The sequence below is a fragment of the Streptomyces sp. GQFP genome (assembly GCF_021545335.1).
Lineage (GTDB): Bacteria > Actinomycetota > Actinomycetes > Streptomycetales > Streptomycetaceae > Streptomyces.
Genome location: NZ_CP089312.1, coordinates 2,613,551 through 2,629,531, shown reverse-complemented (window position 1 = coordinate 2,629,531; position 15,981 = coordinate 2,613,551). Strand labels below are relative to the sequence as shown.

The following is a 15,981-nucleotide window of genomic DNA, read 5'->3' as shown; positions in this document are numbered from 1 at the left end:
CATGACGGACATCATCAAGCTCACGGCCGCCGAGACCGCCGCGAAGATCGCCTCCGGCGAGCTGACCGCCGTACAGGTCACCGAGGCGCACCTCGCCCGCATCGAGGCCGTCGACGAGAAGGTGCACGCCTTCCTGCACGTCGACCGGGAGGGCGCCCTCGCCCAGGCCCGTGCCGTCGACGCCAAGCGCGAGCGCGGGGAGACGCTGGGCCCGCTGGCCGGCGTACCCCTCGCGCTCAAGGACATCTTCACCACCGAGGGGATCCCGACCACCGTCGGCTCCAAGATCCTCGAAGGGTGGATCCCGCCGTACGACGCGACCGTCACCCGGAAGCTGAAGGCGGCCGACGTCGTCATCCTCGGCAAGACCAACATGGACGAGTTCGCCATGGGGTCGAGCACCGAGAACAGCGCGTACGGGCCGACCGGCAACCCGTGGGACCTGACCAGGATCCCCGGTGGTTCCGGTGGCGGGTCGAGTGCCGCCCTCGCCTCCTTCCAGGCGCCCCTCGCCATCGGCACGGACACCGGCGGTTCCATCCGCCAGCCCGCCGCCGTCACCGGCACGGTCGGCGTCAAGCCGACGTACGGGGCCGTCTCGCGGTACGGCATGGTCGCGTTCTCCAGCTCCCTCGACCAGGGCGGGCCCTGCGCCCGTACGGTCCTGGACGCCGCGCTTCTCCACGAGGTCATCGCCGGGCACGACCCGCTCGACTCGACCTCGATCGACGCGCCGGTCCCGGCGGTCGTCGAGGCCGCCCGCAACGGCAGCGTCGCGGGCATGCGCGTCGGCGTCGTCAAGCAGTTCCGCGGCGAGGGTTACCAGGCCGGCGTCATCCAGCGCTTCGACGAGTCCGTGGCCCTGCTGAGGGACCTCGGGGCCGAGATCGTCGAGCTGGACTGTCCGTCCTTCGACCTGGCGCTTTCTGCCTATTACCTGATCGCGCCCTCCGAGTGCTCCTCCAACCTCGCGCGCTTCGACGGCCTGCGCTACGGCCTCCGTACGGGCGACGACGGCACGCACTCCGCCGAAGAGGTCACCTCGCTCACCCGCGCGGAGGGCTTCGGCCCCGAGGTCAAGCGCCGCATCATGCTCGGCACGTACGCGCTCAGCTCCGGCTACTACGACGCGTACTACGGCAGCGCCCAGAAGGTCCGTACGCTCATCACGCGGGACTTCGAGAAGGCGTTCGAGTCGGTCGACGTGATCGTGTCGCCCACGACCCCGACCACCGCCTTCCCGATCGGCGAGCGCGCCGACGACCCGATGGCGATGTACCTCGCGGACCTCTGCACCATCCCGACCAACCTGGCCGGCAACTCGGCCATGTCCCTGCCCTGCGGTCTCGCGCCCGAGGACGGACTGCCGGTCGGGCTCCAGATCATCGCCCCGGCGCTCCAGGACGACCGCCTTTACAAGGTCGGCGCCGCCGTCGAGGCCGCCTTCGTGGAAAAGTGGGGGCACCCGCTGCTAGAGGAGGCACCGTCGCTGTGAGCGCCATGGCCAAGAAGGCGAAGAACTTCAAGAAGTCGAAGACCGGGCTGTACGTCTCGCTCGGCAGTACCGCGTTCGGCGCGATCAGCGTCGCCAAGCAGGTCAAGCTGGCCCGCGAGGACGGGGACACCCTGCGCCTGATCGACGCCGCCGTATCCGCCGCCGCCATCGTCACCGGCCTCGCCATCCTCTACCGCGAGCTGAAGCGGCTGGGCGACGACGACGTCCTGCTGGGCTGAGAGGGAAGTTTTCACCGTGACCACCACGACCGACGAGTTGGTGTCGTACGAGGACGCCCTGGCGACCTACGACCCCGTCATGGGCCTCGAAGTCCACGTCGAACTCGGCACCAAGACCAAGATGTTCTGCGGCTGTTCGACCGAGCTGGGCGCCGAGCCCAACTCGCAGACCTGCCCGACCTGCCTCGGCATGCCCGGCTCGCTCCCGGTCGTCAACGCGACCGGCGTCGAGTCCGCCATCAGGATCGGCCTCGCGCTGCACTGCGAGATCGCCGAGTGGTGCCGCTTCGCCCGGAAGAACTACTTCTATCCGGACATGCCGAAGAACTTCCAGACCTCCCAGTACGACGAGCCGATCGCCTTCAACGGCTACCTCGACGTCCAGCTGGAGGACGGCGAGACCTTCCGCGTGGAGATCGAACGCGCCCACATGGAGGAGGACACCGGCAAGTCGCTGCACGTCGGCGGCGCGACGGGCCGCATCCACGGCGCCTCGCACTCGCTGCTCGACTACAACCGCGCCGGCATCCCCCTCATCGAGATCGTCACCAAGCCGATCGAGGGCGCCGGCGAGCGCGCTCCCGAGGTCGCCAAGGCGTACGTCGCCGAACTGCGCGAACTCATCAAGGCCCTCGGTGTCTCCGAGGCCCGCATGGAGCAGGGCCAGATGCGCTGCGACGTCAACCTGTCGCTGCGCCCGCACGGCCGCGAGAAGTTCGGCACCCGGAGCGAGACCAAGAACGTCAACTCGCTGCGTTCCGTGGAGCGGGCGGCCCGGTTCGAGATCCAGCGGCACGCCGCCGTACTGAACTCGGGCGGGACGATCATCCAGGAGACCCGGCACTTCCACGAGGACACCGGGTCGACGACCTCGGGCCGCGTGAAGGAGGAGGCCGAGGACTACCGGTACTTCCCCGAGCCGGACCTCGTACCGGTCGCCCCCACCCGCGAGTGGGTCGAGGAGATCCGTGCCGGGCTGCCCGAGCTGCCGCTGGTCCGCCGCAACCGGCTCCGCGAGGAGTGGGGCATCAGCGCCACCGACATGCAGTCGATCCTCAACGCCGGTGCGATCGACCTGATCGTCGCCTCGATCGACGCCGGTGCCGACGCGGCCTCCGCGCGCAAGTGGTGGATGGGCGAACTCGCGCGCAGCGCCAACGAGTCGGGCACCTCGCTCGACGCACTGGCCATCACGCCCGAGCAGGTCGCCCGCGTCACCGCGCTGGTCACCTCCGGCGACCTGAACGACAAGCTGGCCCGCCAGGTCATCGAGGGCGTCCTCGCGGGCGAGGGCACCCCGGACGAGGTCGTCGAGAAGCGGGGCCTGAAGGTCGTCTCCGACGACGGCGCGCTCACCACCGCCGTCCAGGAGGCCATCGCCGGCAACCCGGGCATCGCCGACAAGATCCGCGGCGGCAAGGTGGCCGCGGCGGGCGCCCTGGTCGGCGCGGTCATGAAGGCGACCCGCGGCCAGGCCGACGCGGCCCGCGTCAAGGAACTCATCCTTGAGCAGCTGGGCGTCAGCGAGGGCTGAGTCACACGACAAGGCTGAGGGGCGCATCGGGATTCCGATGCGCCCCTCAGCCGTCGCTTCACTCGATCACGTACGACGGCCCACGACCCGTACGAAGCCCAGGGACCGCCCCTGGTCGGCGCGCACCAGTTCCACCGACTCACGGGCCATGTTCGCCATGAACTCCTCGCTGCTCTCCGCGGCGCAGACCTCGCTCCACAACAGCCAGTCCCGCCAGCCGTCGGGCAGCCAGTCGGCGGCCTCCACCGTCACGGCCCCGCTGCGTGTCCACTGGCGCCGCCACCAGTCGGCGGAGTGGAACGCCCAGAAGTCCGGGTCCCAGAACGGCTTGAGATGCTCGGGCGGCTCCACGCCGTCCGGCTCCTCGCGCAGGGCCGGCATGACGACCCCGATCCGCCCGCCCGGCTTCAGCAGCCGGGTGAGACTCGGCAGATACAGGTCGTTCGTGCCGAAGTACTGGTACGCGTCGATGCTCACGATCGCGTCGAACGACCCGTCGCCGAACGGCAGCTGATGTGCCTCGGCGTACACGGGCAGCACCCGGTCGCCGACGCCCGCCTCGGCGATGCGGCGCGCGTTCTTGCCGGGCTCGATCCACAGGTCGGCGGCGGTGACCTGGACGTCGTACTCCTTGGCGAGGAAGACCGACGTCATGGCCTTGCCGCAGCCCAGGTCGAGCACGCGGGCGCCCGGCGGGAGGGTGTCGAGGCCGAGCGCGGGGGCCAGCCACTCCAGCAGCCAGAGAGCGTGCGGGCCCATCTGGTTGTCGATGGTCCAGCGGGCGTCGTAGCGGCTGCTGCGTGGGTAGTTCGGGTGGTTCAGGCGGTCAGTCCTGGATGTGATGTCGGACATCGGTGAACGGGCTCCTTGGGTTCTGCAAAAGAGAAGAACGGGACGCTTCGGAGCTCGGTCGGACCTTCAAAAAAATGCACCTGCTCGGGTCGCCGGCGAAGCCGGATACGGACAGTCGACGGCCGGACGCTAACAGTGGGCCTCCGCGACCGCATCCGGATTCTCAGGTGGGCGCGCTACGCTCCCGCGCCATGGACGTGCACGAGAATGTGGGTGAGAACGGGGAGGACCACGAGGAGTACGAGGACGCGGAGCTGGACGCGCGGCGGGCCCGTTGGACGGCGACCGGAACCGGGGCGCTGCTGGCCCTCGTGGGGCTCGCGGCCTCGACGCTCCGCCTCACGGGCTCGGCGCCCGCGCTCGTACCCGGTGCGTACGCCTTCGGCGCCGCGGTCTGTGCGCTCGCGTCGGTGCTCGGGGCGCGGGGGCGTACCCGGAGGGCACTATGGTTGTTGATCGTCGGGGTGATGGTGATGGCCCTCGGAGACCAGTTCGACTGAGTTGCTTATCGCGCTTTTACCGGGGCGACAGAGCTCATCTGATTGTCCTGTGATGTGACTCGCAGTCTTGTGAGTAAGGGCACGAACGTCTCAAACGATCATCATCGCCTGCGAGAGTGGTTGGCATCGTTCTTGCCTCTTTTCGTTTCTTTGCGGGCCGTTCTGTTCATTCACGACTGTTCCCGGTCAAAGATCCATATGTCACCCAGGGAGCACGTCTGTGGCAGTCCTCGCACGCTGGTGTGTCAGGCACCGCCTCGTCGTCGTACTGATCTGGCTCGCCGCCTTCGCCGGAGTGACCGCCGCCGCGGCCGTCGCCGGCTCGGCGTACTCGAACGACTACGAGGCACCCGGCACCGAGTCGGGCCGCGCCACCCAGCTCCTCGAGGACGGCTTCCCCGGTCTCGGCGGCGACACAGACACCGTCGTCTGGCACACCGGCTCCGGCACGGTCCGTGCCGCCGACGTCGAGCAGACGATGAGCGACACCCTGGACCGGATCGCCGACCTGCCCGGCGTGGCCTCGGTCGTCAGCCCGTACGAGGGCCGCGGCGGCAGCCAGATCAGCGGCGACGGACGTACGGCGTACGCCACCGTCACCTTCGAGAAGTCCGCCGAGGACATCGACGCGGGCGAGGCGCGGGCCGTCGTCGACGCGGCCGAGGCCGCCCGGGCCGACGGGCTCCAGGTGGAGCTGGGCGGCAGCGCCATCGCGCTCACCGAGTCGTCCGGCGGACACCTCGCCGAGGCTCTCGGCGTGGTCGTCGCGGCCGTCGTGCTGTTCCTCGCCTTCGGCTCGCTCGCCGCCTCCCTGCTGCCCATCGCCACCGCCCTGGTGAGCGTCGGCACGGCGTACGCCGGGATCGTGCTGCTCGGCCACATGATGACCGTCGCCGACTTCGCGCCCATGCTCGGCATGCTGATCGGGCTCGGCGTGGGCATCGACTACGCCCTGTTCATCGTCACCAGACACCGACGCGGCCTCAAACGCGGCCTGTCCGTGACCGAGGCCGCCACCAACGCCGTCACGACCACGGGACGCGCCGTCGTCTTCGCGGGTGCGACCGTTTGCATCGCCCTGCTCGGGATGCTGATCCTGCGCCTCGGTTTCCTCAACGGCGTCGCGATCGCCGCCTCCCTGACAGTGGTCCTGACCGTCGCGGCCTCCGTGACCCTGCTGCCCGCCCTGCTGTCCTTCATCGGACCGCGCGCCCTGAGCCGCCGCGAACGGCGCAGGCTGGCCGAGCACGGGCCCGAGCCGGAGCTGCCCACCGGGCTCGCCGCCCGCTGGTCCGCGTTCGTCGAGCGCCACCCCAAGCTGCTCGGCGCCGCCGCCCTGGTCGTCATGGCGCTGCTCGCCCTGCCCACCCTCTCGCTCCACCTCGGCACCTCCGACCAGGGCAACAACCCGAGCACGACGACCACACGCCAGGCCTACGACCTCATCGCCGACGGTTTCGGCCCCGGCGTCAACGGCCCGCTCACCCTTGTCACGCCCGTCGCCGACGCCGAGGACCAGCTCGTCCTCGACAACCTCGCCGCGACCCTCAGGACCACCAAGGGCGTCGCGTCGGCCTCGCCGGTGACCTACAGCGCGGACGGCTCCACCGGGTACCTCACCGTCGTACCGACGTCCTCCCCGCAGTCCGCGAAGACCAGTGACCTGGTGGAGCGGCTGCGCGAAAAGGTGCTCCCGCGCGCGGAGACCGGCACCTCCCTCGACCTCCAGGTCGGCGGGGTCACGGCGAGTTACGACGACTTCGCGGATGTGATCGTCGGCAAGCTGCCGCTGTTCGTCGGGGTCGTCATCGGCCTGGGCTGTCTGCTGCTGCTTCTCGCGTTCCGCTCGATCGGCATCCCGCTCAAGGCCGCCGCGATGAACGTCGCCGCTGTCGCCTCCGCGTTCGGGGTCGTCGTCGCGATCTTCCAGTGGGGCTGGGGGAGCGAACTCCTCGGCCTCGGCAGCGCGGGCCCGATCGAACCCTTCCTCCCCGTGATCATGGTCTCGGTCCTCTTCGGGCTCTCCATGGACTACCAGGTCTTCCTGGTCAGCCGGATGTACGAGGAGTGGCTGGAGACCGGCGACAACCGGCGGGCCGTCCGGGTCGGCCTCGCCGAGACCAGCCGCGTGATCAACTCCGCGGCCGTCATCATGATCTCCGTCTTCCTCGCCTTCGTCCTCTCCGGCGACCGCGTGATCGCCATGTTCGGCATCGCCCTGGCCGCCGCCGTCGCCCTCGACGCCTTCGTCCTGCGTACGCTCCTGGTGCCCGCCCTGATGCACCTGCTCGGCGGCGCCAACTGGTGGCTGCCCCGCTGGCTCGACCGGCGCCTGCCGCGCATCAGCATCGAGCCGCCCGAGTGCCGCGTCCCCGCAGGCGAATTGGCGGGCGTCGAGGAGGCCGCCCGTGCGAGCATCGCCGACGTAACCGATGCACCTGACGTGGGCGTCATGGACGTACGAGATGTACTCGTGAAGGAGCGACCGCAGGATGTACGCGATATCCCTGGGTGACGACGGCGCCGAACTGCGGCCCCTGGAACCCTGGCACGCCGAGGAGTTCCTCGCGCACCTCGACCGGGGGCGGGAGTTCATCACCCGGCACATCCCCTTCGGCATGAACTCCACGGACGTCGACTCCGCCCGGGAGCAGCTCCAGGGGTACGCGGACCAGCGCGCCGCCGACACCGGGTCGCTGCACGGGATCTGGCTGGACGGGAAGCTCGTCGGCGGGGTGCTGTTCCTCAACTTCAGCGCGGAGCACGGCAACTGCGAGGTCGGCTGCTGGCTGGAACCGGCCGGCACCGGACGCGGCCTGATCACGCGCGCGATGCGGGTCCTCATCGACTGGGCGATTGACGTACGGGGCATGCACCGTGTGGAGTGGCACGCGTCGTCCGTCAACGAAGCGAGTATCAACGTGGCGCGACGGCTGGGCATGAGCCGTGAGGGCCTGCTGCGGGAGAACTACCCGCACCGGGGGGTCCGCGCGGACACCGAGATCTGGTCGGTACTCGCGCCCGAGTGGCAGGCCGCACGCGCGCGTGCCGCTCACAAGGATCATTAAGAGACTTCTCAGACGACGTCCGTACGGTGCGAGGTATGGGAACCAAGACAGCAGACGAGACCGGCGCCGAGACCGGTACCGAGGCACAGAGCGACGACGCCAAGAGCGGCAAGGAGACGGTGGACATCACCAAGGACGAACAGCCGACGGAGGCCACGGCTGAGACCGAGGCCGAGGTCCTGGGCGACGCGGACGAGTACGAGGGCGAGGACCTCGACGAGACGGACCTCGCGCCCGAGAAGGAGAGCCCCTCCGGCGTCGGCCAGGGTGCCGCCGCCGTCGTGGCCGCCGTACTCGGCTTCGTCTCGCTCACCGGCAGCTGGCTGGGCACGGTCGCCTCCGCGCGCGCGAACATCACGGGCCAGCTGGAGATGCAGAGCGCGACGTCCGCGAGCGTCGCCGCCCAGATCGACGCGCTCTACGGCGACGCCTGGCAGGCCACCGCGCTGTGGGGCGGCATCTTCGCGCTCGCCGCGCTGCTCGTCGGTGTCGCGGTCCTCGCCCGGCCCGCGTTCGGCACCCCGGGCAAGCCGCAGGCCGTCTGGATCAAGTCGGTCTCCTGGGCGGGCGTCGCGCTCGGCGTCCTCGGGCTGCTTCTCGCGGTCCTGAAGTACACCGACGTACTGCTGAGCCTGCCCTCGGCCTGATCCGGGGCGGAATCACCGCAGGTCATGAGGGGCCTTAGGCCGGTCGTAAGCACCTTACGGCCCGTCTGAGGCCCCTCACCTGTTTCTAAGGCCCCCACCCCCTCGGAAGATGCGGAACTCTCCCGATGTGGCGGACCCCCCTGGGAGACGAAGGTTGGGACATCGCAGAAAGCGAAGTCCGACCGATCTCGTCACAGACCCGAGGGACACCACATGTTCGAGTACGAGCTCCAGCAGATCCGTTCCGCCGAACTGCGCCGCGAGGCCGCGAACGAGCGCCTCGCCCGGCAGGCGGTCCGCAGCGCCCGCGCCGCCCGTCGCGAGGCAGCGGGCCGAGCCGCGGAGGGCGAGGTGCATACCGACCACCGGCGCCGGCACTGGTTCACCCGGGCCGCGTGAACACCGGGGGACGGGCGGACGGTCGTACGGCGGCGCTCCTCCCCGCGCACGCCTCGACCGTCCGCCCGACCGTCCCCACCGCCCCCACGGTCGTTCCGGCGGACGGCGCGATAACCAGTCCCGCGATGTCAGAGCCCTGTGCGATGCTCTGGCCCGTGGAGACCAGGTCCGTCAGTCCGGTGTTCGTCGGTCGTGTCGACGAGTTGGGGGTGTTGCGGGACGCGCTCGACCGTGCCGACGGCGGTGAGCCGCAGGCCCTGCTGCTCGGCGGGGAGGCCGGGGTCGGGAAGACGCGGCTGGTCGAGGAGTTCGCGACCGTGGCCTGCGACCGCGGTGCCGTCGTCGTGCTCGGCGGCTGTGTCGAGATCGGCGCCGACGGGCTGCCCTTCGCGCCCTTCTCCACCGCCCTGCGCGCCCTCCTGCGGGCGCTGCCCGACGAGTTGGCCGCCGCCGCTGCCGGACAGGAACAGGAACTGGCCCGGCTGCTCCCGGAGTTGGGCGAGACCGGCGCCGGACGGCACGACGAGGAGGGCATGGCCCGCCTCTTCGAACTCACCGCGCGCCTCCTGGAACGCGTCGCCACCGACCGTACGGTCGTCGTCGCCCTCGAAGACCTCCACTGGGCCGACGCCTCCACCCGCCACCTCCTCGCCTACCTCTTCCGCACCCTGCGCACCGGCCGTCTCGTCGTCCTCGCCACCTACCGCGCCGACGACATCCACCGCCGCCACCCCCTGCGCCCCCTCCTCGCCGAACTCGACCGGCTGCGCACGGTCCGCCGGATCGAGCTGAGCCGCTTCAACCGCGCCGAGGTCTCCTGCCAGATCGCCGGCATCCTCGCCGCCGAACCCGAACCGGCCCAGGTCGACGAGATCTTCGACCGCTCCGACGGCAACGCCTTCTTCGTCGAGGAACTCGCCGTCGCCGCCCACGAGGGCTGCCGCACCCGCCTCACCGACACCCTCCGCGACCTGCTCCTCGTCCGAGTCGAAAGCCTGCCCGAGAGCGCCCAGCGGGTCGCCCGGATCGTCGCCGAGGGCGGCTCCACCGTCGAGTACCGACTCCTCGCCGCCGTCGCGGGCCTCGCCGAGGACGACCTCATCGAGGCGCTGCGCGCGGCCGTCGGCGCCAACATCCTGCTCGCCACTCCGGCCGGCGACGGCTACCGCTTCCGCCACTCCCTGGTCCGCGAGGCCGTCGGCGACGACCTGCTCCCCGGCGAACGCTCCCGCCTCAACCGCCGCTACGCCGAGGCCCTGGACGCCGACCCGGCCCTCGTCCCCGCCGACGAACGCACCATGCGTCTGGCCAGCTACTGGTACCACGCCCACGACCCGGCCAAGGCCCTCCCCGCCGTCCTGGACGCCTCGGTCACCGCCCGCCGCCGGTACGCCTACGCCGAGCAACTACGGCTCCTGGAACGGGCGATGGAGCTGTGGGACGTCACTCCTGACGCCGTACGGGCCACACTCCGCCCCGTCGACTACACCGAGGTCTACCCGCCCTGCGGCTGCGACCCGGCCACCACCCCCCTGAGCTACCTCGACCTCATGGCCGAGGCCGCCGTCGCGGGCCGGCTGTGCGGGGAGCGCGAACGGGCCCTGAAGATCACCAAGCGCGCACTGCACCTCCTGGAGGACGACGGCGACCCCCTGCGCGCCGCCTGGTTCTGGTGCCAGCGCTCCCGCCTGGTCCAGGCCCTGTCCCGGGGCGACGGCTGGCAGGAACTGGGCACCGCCCAGGAACTCGTACGGGGTCTGCCGCCCTCGGAGGTCCACGCCGAGGTCCTGGCCAGTGTCGCCACCTGGTCGATGCTGCACTGCCCGGGTCCCGAAGCCCTCACCGCCGCCGAACAGGCCGTCGAGTACGCGTGCATGGTGAGCGCCCACGAGACCGAGATGGGTGCGCGTATCACCCTCGGTGTCCTCATGGCCCAGTCGGGCGGTATCGAACGGGCCCTCGCGGAGATGCACGAGGTGAAGGAGCGCGCGGTCGAGGGCCACATGCCGTTCGTCGTGGGGCGCGCCTATGTGAACCTGCCGGGCTCCCTCGAAGGGGTCGGCCGTTCCCGCGAGGCCGTTCCGATCCTGGAGGAGGGGATCGCCTACACGCGGAAGTTCGGGCTGCTGGACTCCGAGGCATGGATGTGGGGCAACCTCTCCGAGTCGCTGTACTCCCTCGGCCGCTGGGACGAGGCCGTCGAGGCCGCGGCGAACGCGCTGCAGCGCGGCCAGAGCGACAACCCTCAGGGAGCCAGCGCCATCTGTCTGGCCCATCTCGCGCTGAGCCGGGGGGACGTGACCGAGGCGGCGAACCGACTGGCCGCCGCCCGGGCCCACTTCGGCTCCCACGACCGCATGCCCCAGCACTCGCTCCCGCTCGCCCACATCGCCCTCGGCGTCGCCGCCGCGGAGGGCCGCCTCCTCGACGCCCGCACGGAACTGGGCCAGGTCCTGGACGCAGGCTTCCCGCCCGGCACCCACAGTTACGGCTGGCAGCTGCTCCTAGCCGCCGCCACCGCCGAGGCAGACGCCCGCGACCTGCCCGCCGCCGAGGCAGGCCGCCGCGAAACCCTCGAACGCATCCTCGACACCGTCAAGAAGCTCACCACGGACGCCCCCGTCTGGCTCGCCCATGAGCAGTGGGTCCGCGCCGAACTCCGGCGCGCCGACGGCACGGCAGAACCGGACACCTGGTCGCCGGTCGTCACCGCCTTCGAGGCCCTGGAGCGCCCGTACGACCTCGCCCGCGTCCGCCACCGCCTCGCCGAGGCTCTGCTGACGGACGGCGCCGACCCCGACGACCGCGCCCGTGCGACGGACCTCCTGCGCCTGTCCGCCGCCGTCGCCGACCACCTGGGCGCCCGCCCCCTCGCCGACGCCGTCACCCTTCTGGCTCAGCGCGCCCGCCTCACCCTGACCGGCGCCCCGGCCCGCCCGGCCCTCGACCCGGCCGAGTCCCTGGGCCTGACCAGTCGCGAACGGGACGTCCTGCGCCTGGTCTCCGCAGGCCGCACCAACCGCCAGATCGCCGAGGAACTCTTCATCTCCCCGAAGACCGCGAGCGTCCACGTCTCCAACATCCTGGGGAAACTGGGCGTCTCGGGGAGGGGTGAGGCTGCGGCGGTGGCGCATCGGCTCGGGCTGTTCCCGCCGGGGGCGGTCGCCGCCCGGACGGCCGGGTGAGGGCGAGAGTTACGCTGCAAGGGACTCAGGCCCAGGGGAGGCCCCGTGTTCAACATGTTCGAGGAGCTCTTCGCACCGGGACGCAAACACACCCGCGACGAACAGAACCGGCTGGAGCTGACCCGCGAGGACGTCGGCGACGGCGACCCGGGCCGCGGCCCGATAGACCTCGCGTCCGGAAAGGTCGTCGTACGCCGGGCCGAGCAGCCGGAGGATCCGGAGCGGCCGGATGCTCCGGAGGTCACCTGAGGAGCCGTGTTGTACCAGATCGAATTCACCGAACGCGCTGCCGCGAAGCGCGACGCACTCCCCGAGGACCGGCGCGGGCTCCTGGAGCGCGGACTCCAGAAGCTGACCGAGGACCCCTTCACGCCGGTCTCCCAGGCGGTGAGCGGCGAGGACATCCGTGTCGTGTCCGTCGCCACGGGCCTGACCGTCGGCTACATGGGCCACCGGGCCTTCCTGATCCTCGTCTCCGTGGCGAACCTCGACCAGTCGTTGACGGACGAATAGGCCACCGCCGGACCGCTACGTCACCTGAAGCTCCAGGATCCGGTCGTCCCCGTCCTTCGGGTCGCCCCGCCCGTCCGTCGCGCTCGTCACCAGCCACAGCTTGTCGCCGCCCGCCGAGACCACCGTACGGAGCCTGCCGTACTCGCCCGTCAGGAACGCCTGTGGGTCGGCCGCGGCCTTTGTGCCGTCCAGGGGGATGCGCCACAGGCGCTGGCCCTTCAGGCCCGCCATCCAGATGGAGCCCTCGGCGTAGGCGATGCCGCTGGGGGAAGCGTCGTCCGTGCGCCACTGGGCGAGGGGGTTGTGGAAGGCGTCGTCGTCGCTGTCGCCCTCCGCCTCGGGCCAGCCGTAGTTGTCGCCCGGCGCGATCTGGTTCAGCTCGTCCCAGGTGTCCTGGCCGAACTCCGAGGCGAACAGCCGCTGTTCGGAGTCCCAGGCGAGGCCCTGCACATTGCGATGGCCGTACGAGTACACCGCGGAGTCGGGGAAGGGGTTGCCCGGAGCCGGTTCGCCCTCCGGGGTCATCCGCAGGATCTTGCCGCCCAGGGAGTCCTTGTCCTGGGACAGCCCGGTGTCACCGCTCTCGCCGGTGCCCGCGTACAGCATCTTGTCAGGGCCGAAGGCGATCCGGCCGCCGTTGTGGATGTATCCCTTCGGGATACCCCGGAAGACCGTGTTCGGGGCGCCCAACTGCTCGCCCGCCGGCTTCTCCTCCTCGTACAGCATGCGGGCGATGCGGTTGTCCGACTCCGTCGTGAAGTACGCGTAGACCATGTGGTCCGACGCGAAGGAGGGGGACAGGGCCAGGCCCATCAGGCCGCCCTCGCCCGCCGGGGAGACCCCGGGCACCTCGCCCAGCTCCGTCTTCTTCCCCGTCTCCGTGTCGACCCTCGTGATCGTGCCCTCGTCACGGGAGGAGACCAGCAGGTCGCCGTCCGGGAGCGGGGCCAGGCCCCAGGGGCTCTTCAGGTCCTCCGTGACCGTCCGCAGCACCTTCACCGTGCCCTTGGCCGGCGGGGCGGCCTGCGCGGTCGCCCGCTCGGAGGGCGACGACGTGGACGGCGTACGCGTACCGCTCGGTGACGCGCTCTCGTCGCCTCCTCCTCCCTCGTCGGAGGAGCAGCCGGCCGTGAGCAGGAGCGTGGCTGCGGCCAGTACGGCCGTCACAGCTCGACGTTGCACGATCATGGTCCCTTCGACGCGGCACGTTCTCCTTGTCATACACCGCTCGCGCCCCACGAGTTCCCGATCCCCGAAGCCTGATGCCCCGGCCCGGGTTCCCGCGGTACCCACTTGTCTACTTATCCACCCGCATCGGTCCGTATCAGTCCCACGATCCCTGCGCCCGGGGCAGTTCCGCGACCTCCGTCAGATCCGCCGCCGACAGCCGCAGCTCCGCCGCCCGCGCGTTCTGCGCCACCCACCGTTCCCGCTTGGCCCCCGGTACCGGCACCACGTGCCGGCCCTGCGCGAGCACCCACGCCAGCGCCACCTGGGCCGTTGTGACCTCCGGACCGAGACGCGCCGCCACCCGGCGCAGGCCCGCCACGATCGGCTGGTTCGCGGCCATCATCTCGGCCGTGAAACGGGGGTGGCGGGCCCGGATGTCCTCCGGCTCGAAGCCCCCGCCCGGTGTCAGCGTCCCGGTCAGGAAACCGTTGCCCAGGGGCATCGCCGCCAGAAAGCCCACCCCGCGCGCGGAGCACCACGGCAGCAGCGACTCCAGCGCCTCGGTCGACCACACCGACAGCTCGGCCTGTACGGCGCTGACCGGAAACACCTGCTGTACGCGCTCCAGTTGACGGATCGTCGCGTCGTACAGCCGCGCCTGCGACCGGCGCCCGGTCCGCGCGCCCATCGCGGACAGCCCCAACGCCCGTACCTTTCCGGCCTGTACGAGTTCCGCCAGCGCGCCCCAGGTCTCCTCGACGGGAACCTCCGGGTCCGCGCGGTGCAGCTGGTACAGGTCGATGACGTCCGTCTGGAGCCGGCGCAGCGACGCGTCGCACGCCCGTCTCACGTATCCCGGGCGGCCGTTGGCCACGATGTGCTGATCGCCCACCAGCAGACCGACCTTCGTCGACACGAAGGCGTCCGGGCGCCGTTCCCGCAACACCCGCCCCACCAACAGCTCGTTGGTGAACGGCCCGTACATGTCGGCCGTGTCCAGGAGCGTCGAGCCCTCGTCCAGGGCCCGGTGCACAGCCCGCACCGACTCCTCGCCGCGCTGCCTGGACGCGCTGTACGCCCAGCTCATCGGCATGCACCCGAGGCCCACGGCCCCCACTTCGAGCGCCGCCGCGCCGATCGTCCTGCGCTCCACCTGGTCGTGAACCTCTCTCTCCCTGCGCCCCAAACCTAACCTCTGTACGCACAGGGGTTCGCCCAGGACCGATCGACCATCTGCCCTAGCCTCGTGACCATGACTGCTGACGTGTGGCTTCCCATCCCGCCGGAAGAGATCGAGGGCCTCCCCGAAGGGCCGAACTACCTCTTCTGGAACGGCGATCACGACTACCCGGGGGACCCGGCCGACTGCGCGTTCTACGTGGTGCCGTACATGAAGCCCGTCGAGGTGTGTGTACGTCCCCTGCCGGAGATGACCGGCGTCCAGGTGCTGCAGACGCTGTCCGCCGGCGTCGACAACATCCAGCCGGGGCTCGGCCGACTGCACCCGGGCGTACGGCTGTGCAACGCGCGCGGTGTGCACGAGGCGAGCACCGGTGAGCTGACCCTCGCCCTGATCCTGGCCTCGCTGCGCGGCATCCCCGACTTCGTGCGGGCGCAGGCCAAGGGGGAGTGGCTGGGCGGGTTTCGGCCGGCGCTCGCCGACAAGAGCGTCCTCATCGTCGGGTACGGCTCGATCGGCGCCGCCATCGAGGACCGGCTCGCGCCCTTCGAGCTCGCGCGGGTGGCGCGCGTCGCGCGCTCTGAGCGCACCACGGCGCGCGGACCGGTGCATCCGCTCACCGAACTGCCCGCCCTGCTCCCCGAAGCCGACATCGTGATCCTCGCCACGCCCCTCACCGATCAGACGAGAGGACTGGTGAACGGCGACTTCCTGGCGCGCATGAAGGACGGCGCACTCCTCGTGAACGTGGCCCGCGGGCCCGTCGTCGACACCAAGGCGCTGCTGGCCGAGCTGGAGGCCGGGCGCCTCACGGCCGCCCTCGACGTCACCGATCCGGAACCGCTGCCGCCGGGACACCCCTTGTGGCAGGCGCCCGGCGTGCTCATCAGCCCCCATGTCGGCGGCCCCACCTCCGCGTTCCGGCCACGCGCCGAGCGGTTGCTGGTGGACCAGTTGAGTCGTTTCGTGAACCGGGAACCGCTGCGGAACGTGATCCTTACGACGGGGACGATCGACACATAATCCGGTTCGGGCACCCTCCGCATTCCCCCGGATGCGAGGTGTGTCCGTATTGCCGCTGATCGTCACGGAGAGTAGAGGAACTATGTCCCTGAGTGACGAGACTGGTGTATCGTCCCGACAGGGGCTGCGCCGCGAACCGTTCGGCGCCGGGGACGGACATTTCAGACTGTGAGGGG

Annotated in this window: 15 protein-coding genes; 12 read left to right on the top strand and 3 right to left on the bottom strand. The window is 70.8% G+C overall.

The window, feature by feature from the left end; all coding sequences use genetic code 11:
* The first annotated feature begins 1 nt into the window (after window position 1).
* Genes gatA through gatB form a run of 3 tightly spaced genes read left to right on the top strand, consistent with a single transcriptional unit; the run spans window position 2 to window position 3,268 of the window.
* The gene (gene gatA, locus LUX31_RS11335) at window positions 2-1,495 is read left to right on the top strand and encodes an Asp-tRNA(Asn)/Glu-tRNA(Gln) amidotransferase subunit GatA (RefSeq protein ID WP_235474654.1); all 1,494 of its coding nucleotides are present in this window, start codon (window positions 2-4) and stop codon (window positions 1,493-1,495) included.
* Window positions 1,496-1,500: 5 nt separating this feature from the next.
* Entirely contained in the window at window positions 1,501-1,734 is a 234-nt protein-coding gene (locus tag LUX31_RS11330; protein ID WP_235479877.1) for a hypothetical protein, read from the top strand.
* Between the two features lie 16 nt (window positions 1,735-1,750).
* Window positions 1,751-3,268 carry an Asp-tRNA(Asn)/Glu-tRNA(Gln) amidotransferase subunit GatB gene (gene gatB, locus LUX31_RS11325; RefSeq protein WP_235474653.1) on the top strand — a complete coding sequence of 506 codons (1,518 nt, stop codon included), beginning with the start codon at window positions 1,751-1,753 and terminating at the stop codon, window positions 3,266-3,268.
* A gap of 66 nt (window positions 3,269-3,334) precedes the next feature.
* Here the strand turns inward: gatB and LUX31_RS11320 are convergent, their stop codons facing one another.
* Window positions 3,335-4,120 carry an SAM-dependent methyltransferase gene (locus LUX31_RS11320; protein WP_235474652.1) on the bottom strand — a complete coding sequence of 262 codons (786 nt, stop codon included), beginning with the start codon at window positions 4,118-4,120 and terminating at the stop codon, window positions 3,335-3,337.
* A gap of 191 nt (window positions 4,121-4,311) precedes the next feature.
* Between LUX31_RS11320 and LUX31_RS11315 the strand changes: the two genes are divergently transcribed.
* From LUX31_RS11315 to LUX31_RS11280, 8 genes are all read left to right on the top strand, one after another.
* Window positions 4,312-4,620 (top strand): hypothetical protein, encoded by a 309-nt coding sequence (locus LUX31_RS11315; RefSeq protein ID WP_235474651.1) that lies wholly within the window; start codon window positions 4,312-4,314, stop codon window positions 4,618-4,620.
* 220 nt (window positions 4,621-4,840) lie between these two features.
* A complete protein-coding gene (locus LUX31_RS11310; protein ID WP_235474650.1) occupies window positions 4,841-7,135 on the top strand; it encodes an MMPL family transporter in 2,295 nt (764 codons plus the stop codon).
* Complete coding sequence (locus LUX31_RS11305) at window positions 7,113-7,688, top strand: GNAT family N-acetyltransferase (protein WP_235474649.1); 576 nt, start codon at window positions 7,113-7,115, stop codon at window positions 7,686-7,688. Before LUX31_RS11310 ends, LUX31_RS11305 begins: the two co-directional genes overlap by 23 nt.
* Window positions 7,689-7,723: 35 nt before the next feature.
* Window positions 7,724-8,335, top strand: a complete 612-nt coding sequence (locus LUX31_RS11300) for a hypothetical protein (RefSeq protein ID WP_235474648.1) — start codon at window positions 7,724-7,726, stop codon at window positions 8,333-8,335.
* 213 nt (window positions 8,336-8,548) lie between these two features.
* Window positions 8,549-8,734, top strand: coding sequence for a hypothetical protein (locus LUX31_RS11295; protein WP_235474647.1), 186 nt, complete (start codon window positions 8,549-8,551; stop codon window positions 8,732-8,734).
* A gap of 143 nt (window positions 8,735-8,877) precedes the next feature.
* The gene (locus tag LUX31_RS11290) at window positions 8,878-11,919 is read left to right on the top strand and encodes a helix-turn-helix transcriptional regulator (protein WP_235479876.1); all 3,042 of its coding nucleotides are present in this window, start codon (window positions 8,878-8,880) and stop codon (window positions 11,917-11,919) included.
* A gap of 45 nt (window positions 11,920-11,964) precedes the next feature.
* Window positions 11,965-12,168, top strand: coding sequence for a DUF6191 domain-containing protein (locus tag LUX31_RS11285; RefSeq protein WP_235474646.1), 204 nt, complete (start codon window positions 11,965-11,967; stop codon window positions 12,166-12,168).
* A 6-nt stretch (window positions 12,169-12,174) separates the two neighbouring features.
* Window positions 12,175-12,432: a hypothetical protein gene (locus LUX31_RS11280; RefSeq protein WP_235474645.1), complete on the top strand. Its 258-nt coding sequence runs from the start codon at window positions 12,175-12,177 to the stop codon at window positions 12,430-12,432.
* A 15-nt stretch (window positions 12,433-12,447) separates the two neighbouring features.
* Here LUX31_RS11280 and LUX31_RS11275 read toward each other — a convergent pair whose 3' ends face one another.
* Together LUX31_RS11275 and LUX31_RS11270 are read right to left on the bottom strand one after the other, a co-directional pair.
* Complete coding sequence (locus tag LUX31_RS11275; RefSeq protein WP_235474644.1) at window positions 12,448-13,653, bottom strand: PQQ-dependent sugar dehydrogenase; 1,206 nt, start codon at window positions 13,651-13,653, stop codon at window positions 12,448-12,450.
* A gap of 103 nt (window positions 13,654-13,756) precedes the next feature.
* Entirely contained in the window at window positions 13,757-14,755 is a 999-nt protein-coding gene (locus LUX31_RS11270; RefSeq protein ID WP_235474643.1) for an aldo/keto reductase, read from the bottom strand.
* A gap of 99 nt (window positions 14,756-14,854) precedes the next feature.
* Here LUX31_RS11270 and LUX31_RS11265 point away from each other — a divergent pair, with 99 nt between their 5' ends.
* Window positions 14,855-15,805: a 2-hydroxyacid dehydrogenase gene (locus LUX31_RS11265; RefSeq protein ID WP_235474642.1), complete on the top strand. Its 951-nt coding sequence runs from the start codon at window positions 14,855-14,857 to the stop codon at window positions 15,803-15,805.
* Window positions 15,806-15,981: the final 176 nt, after the last annotated feature.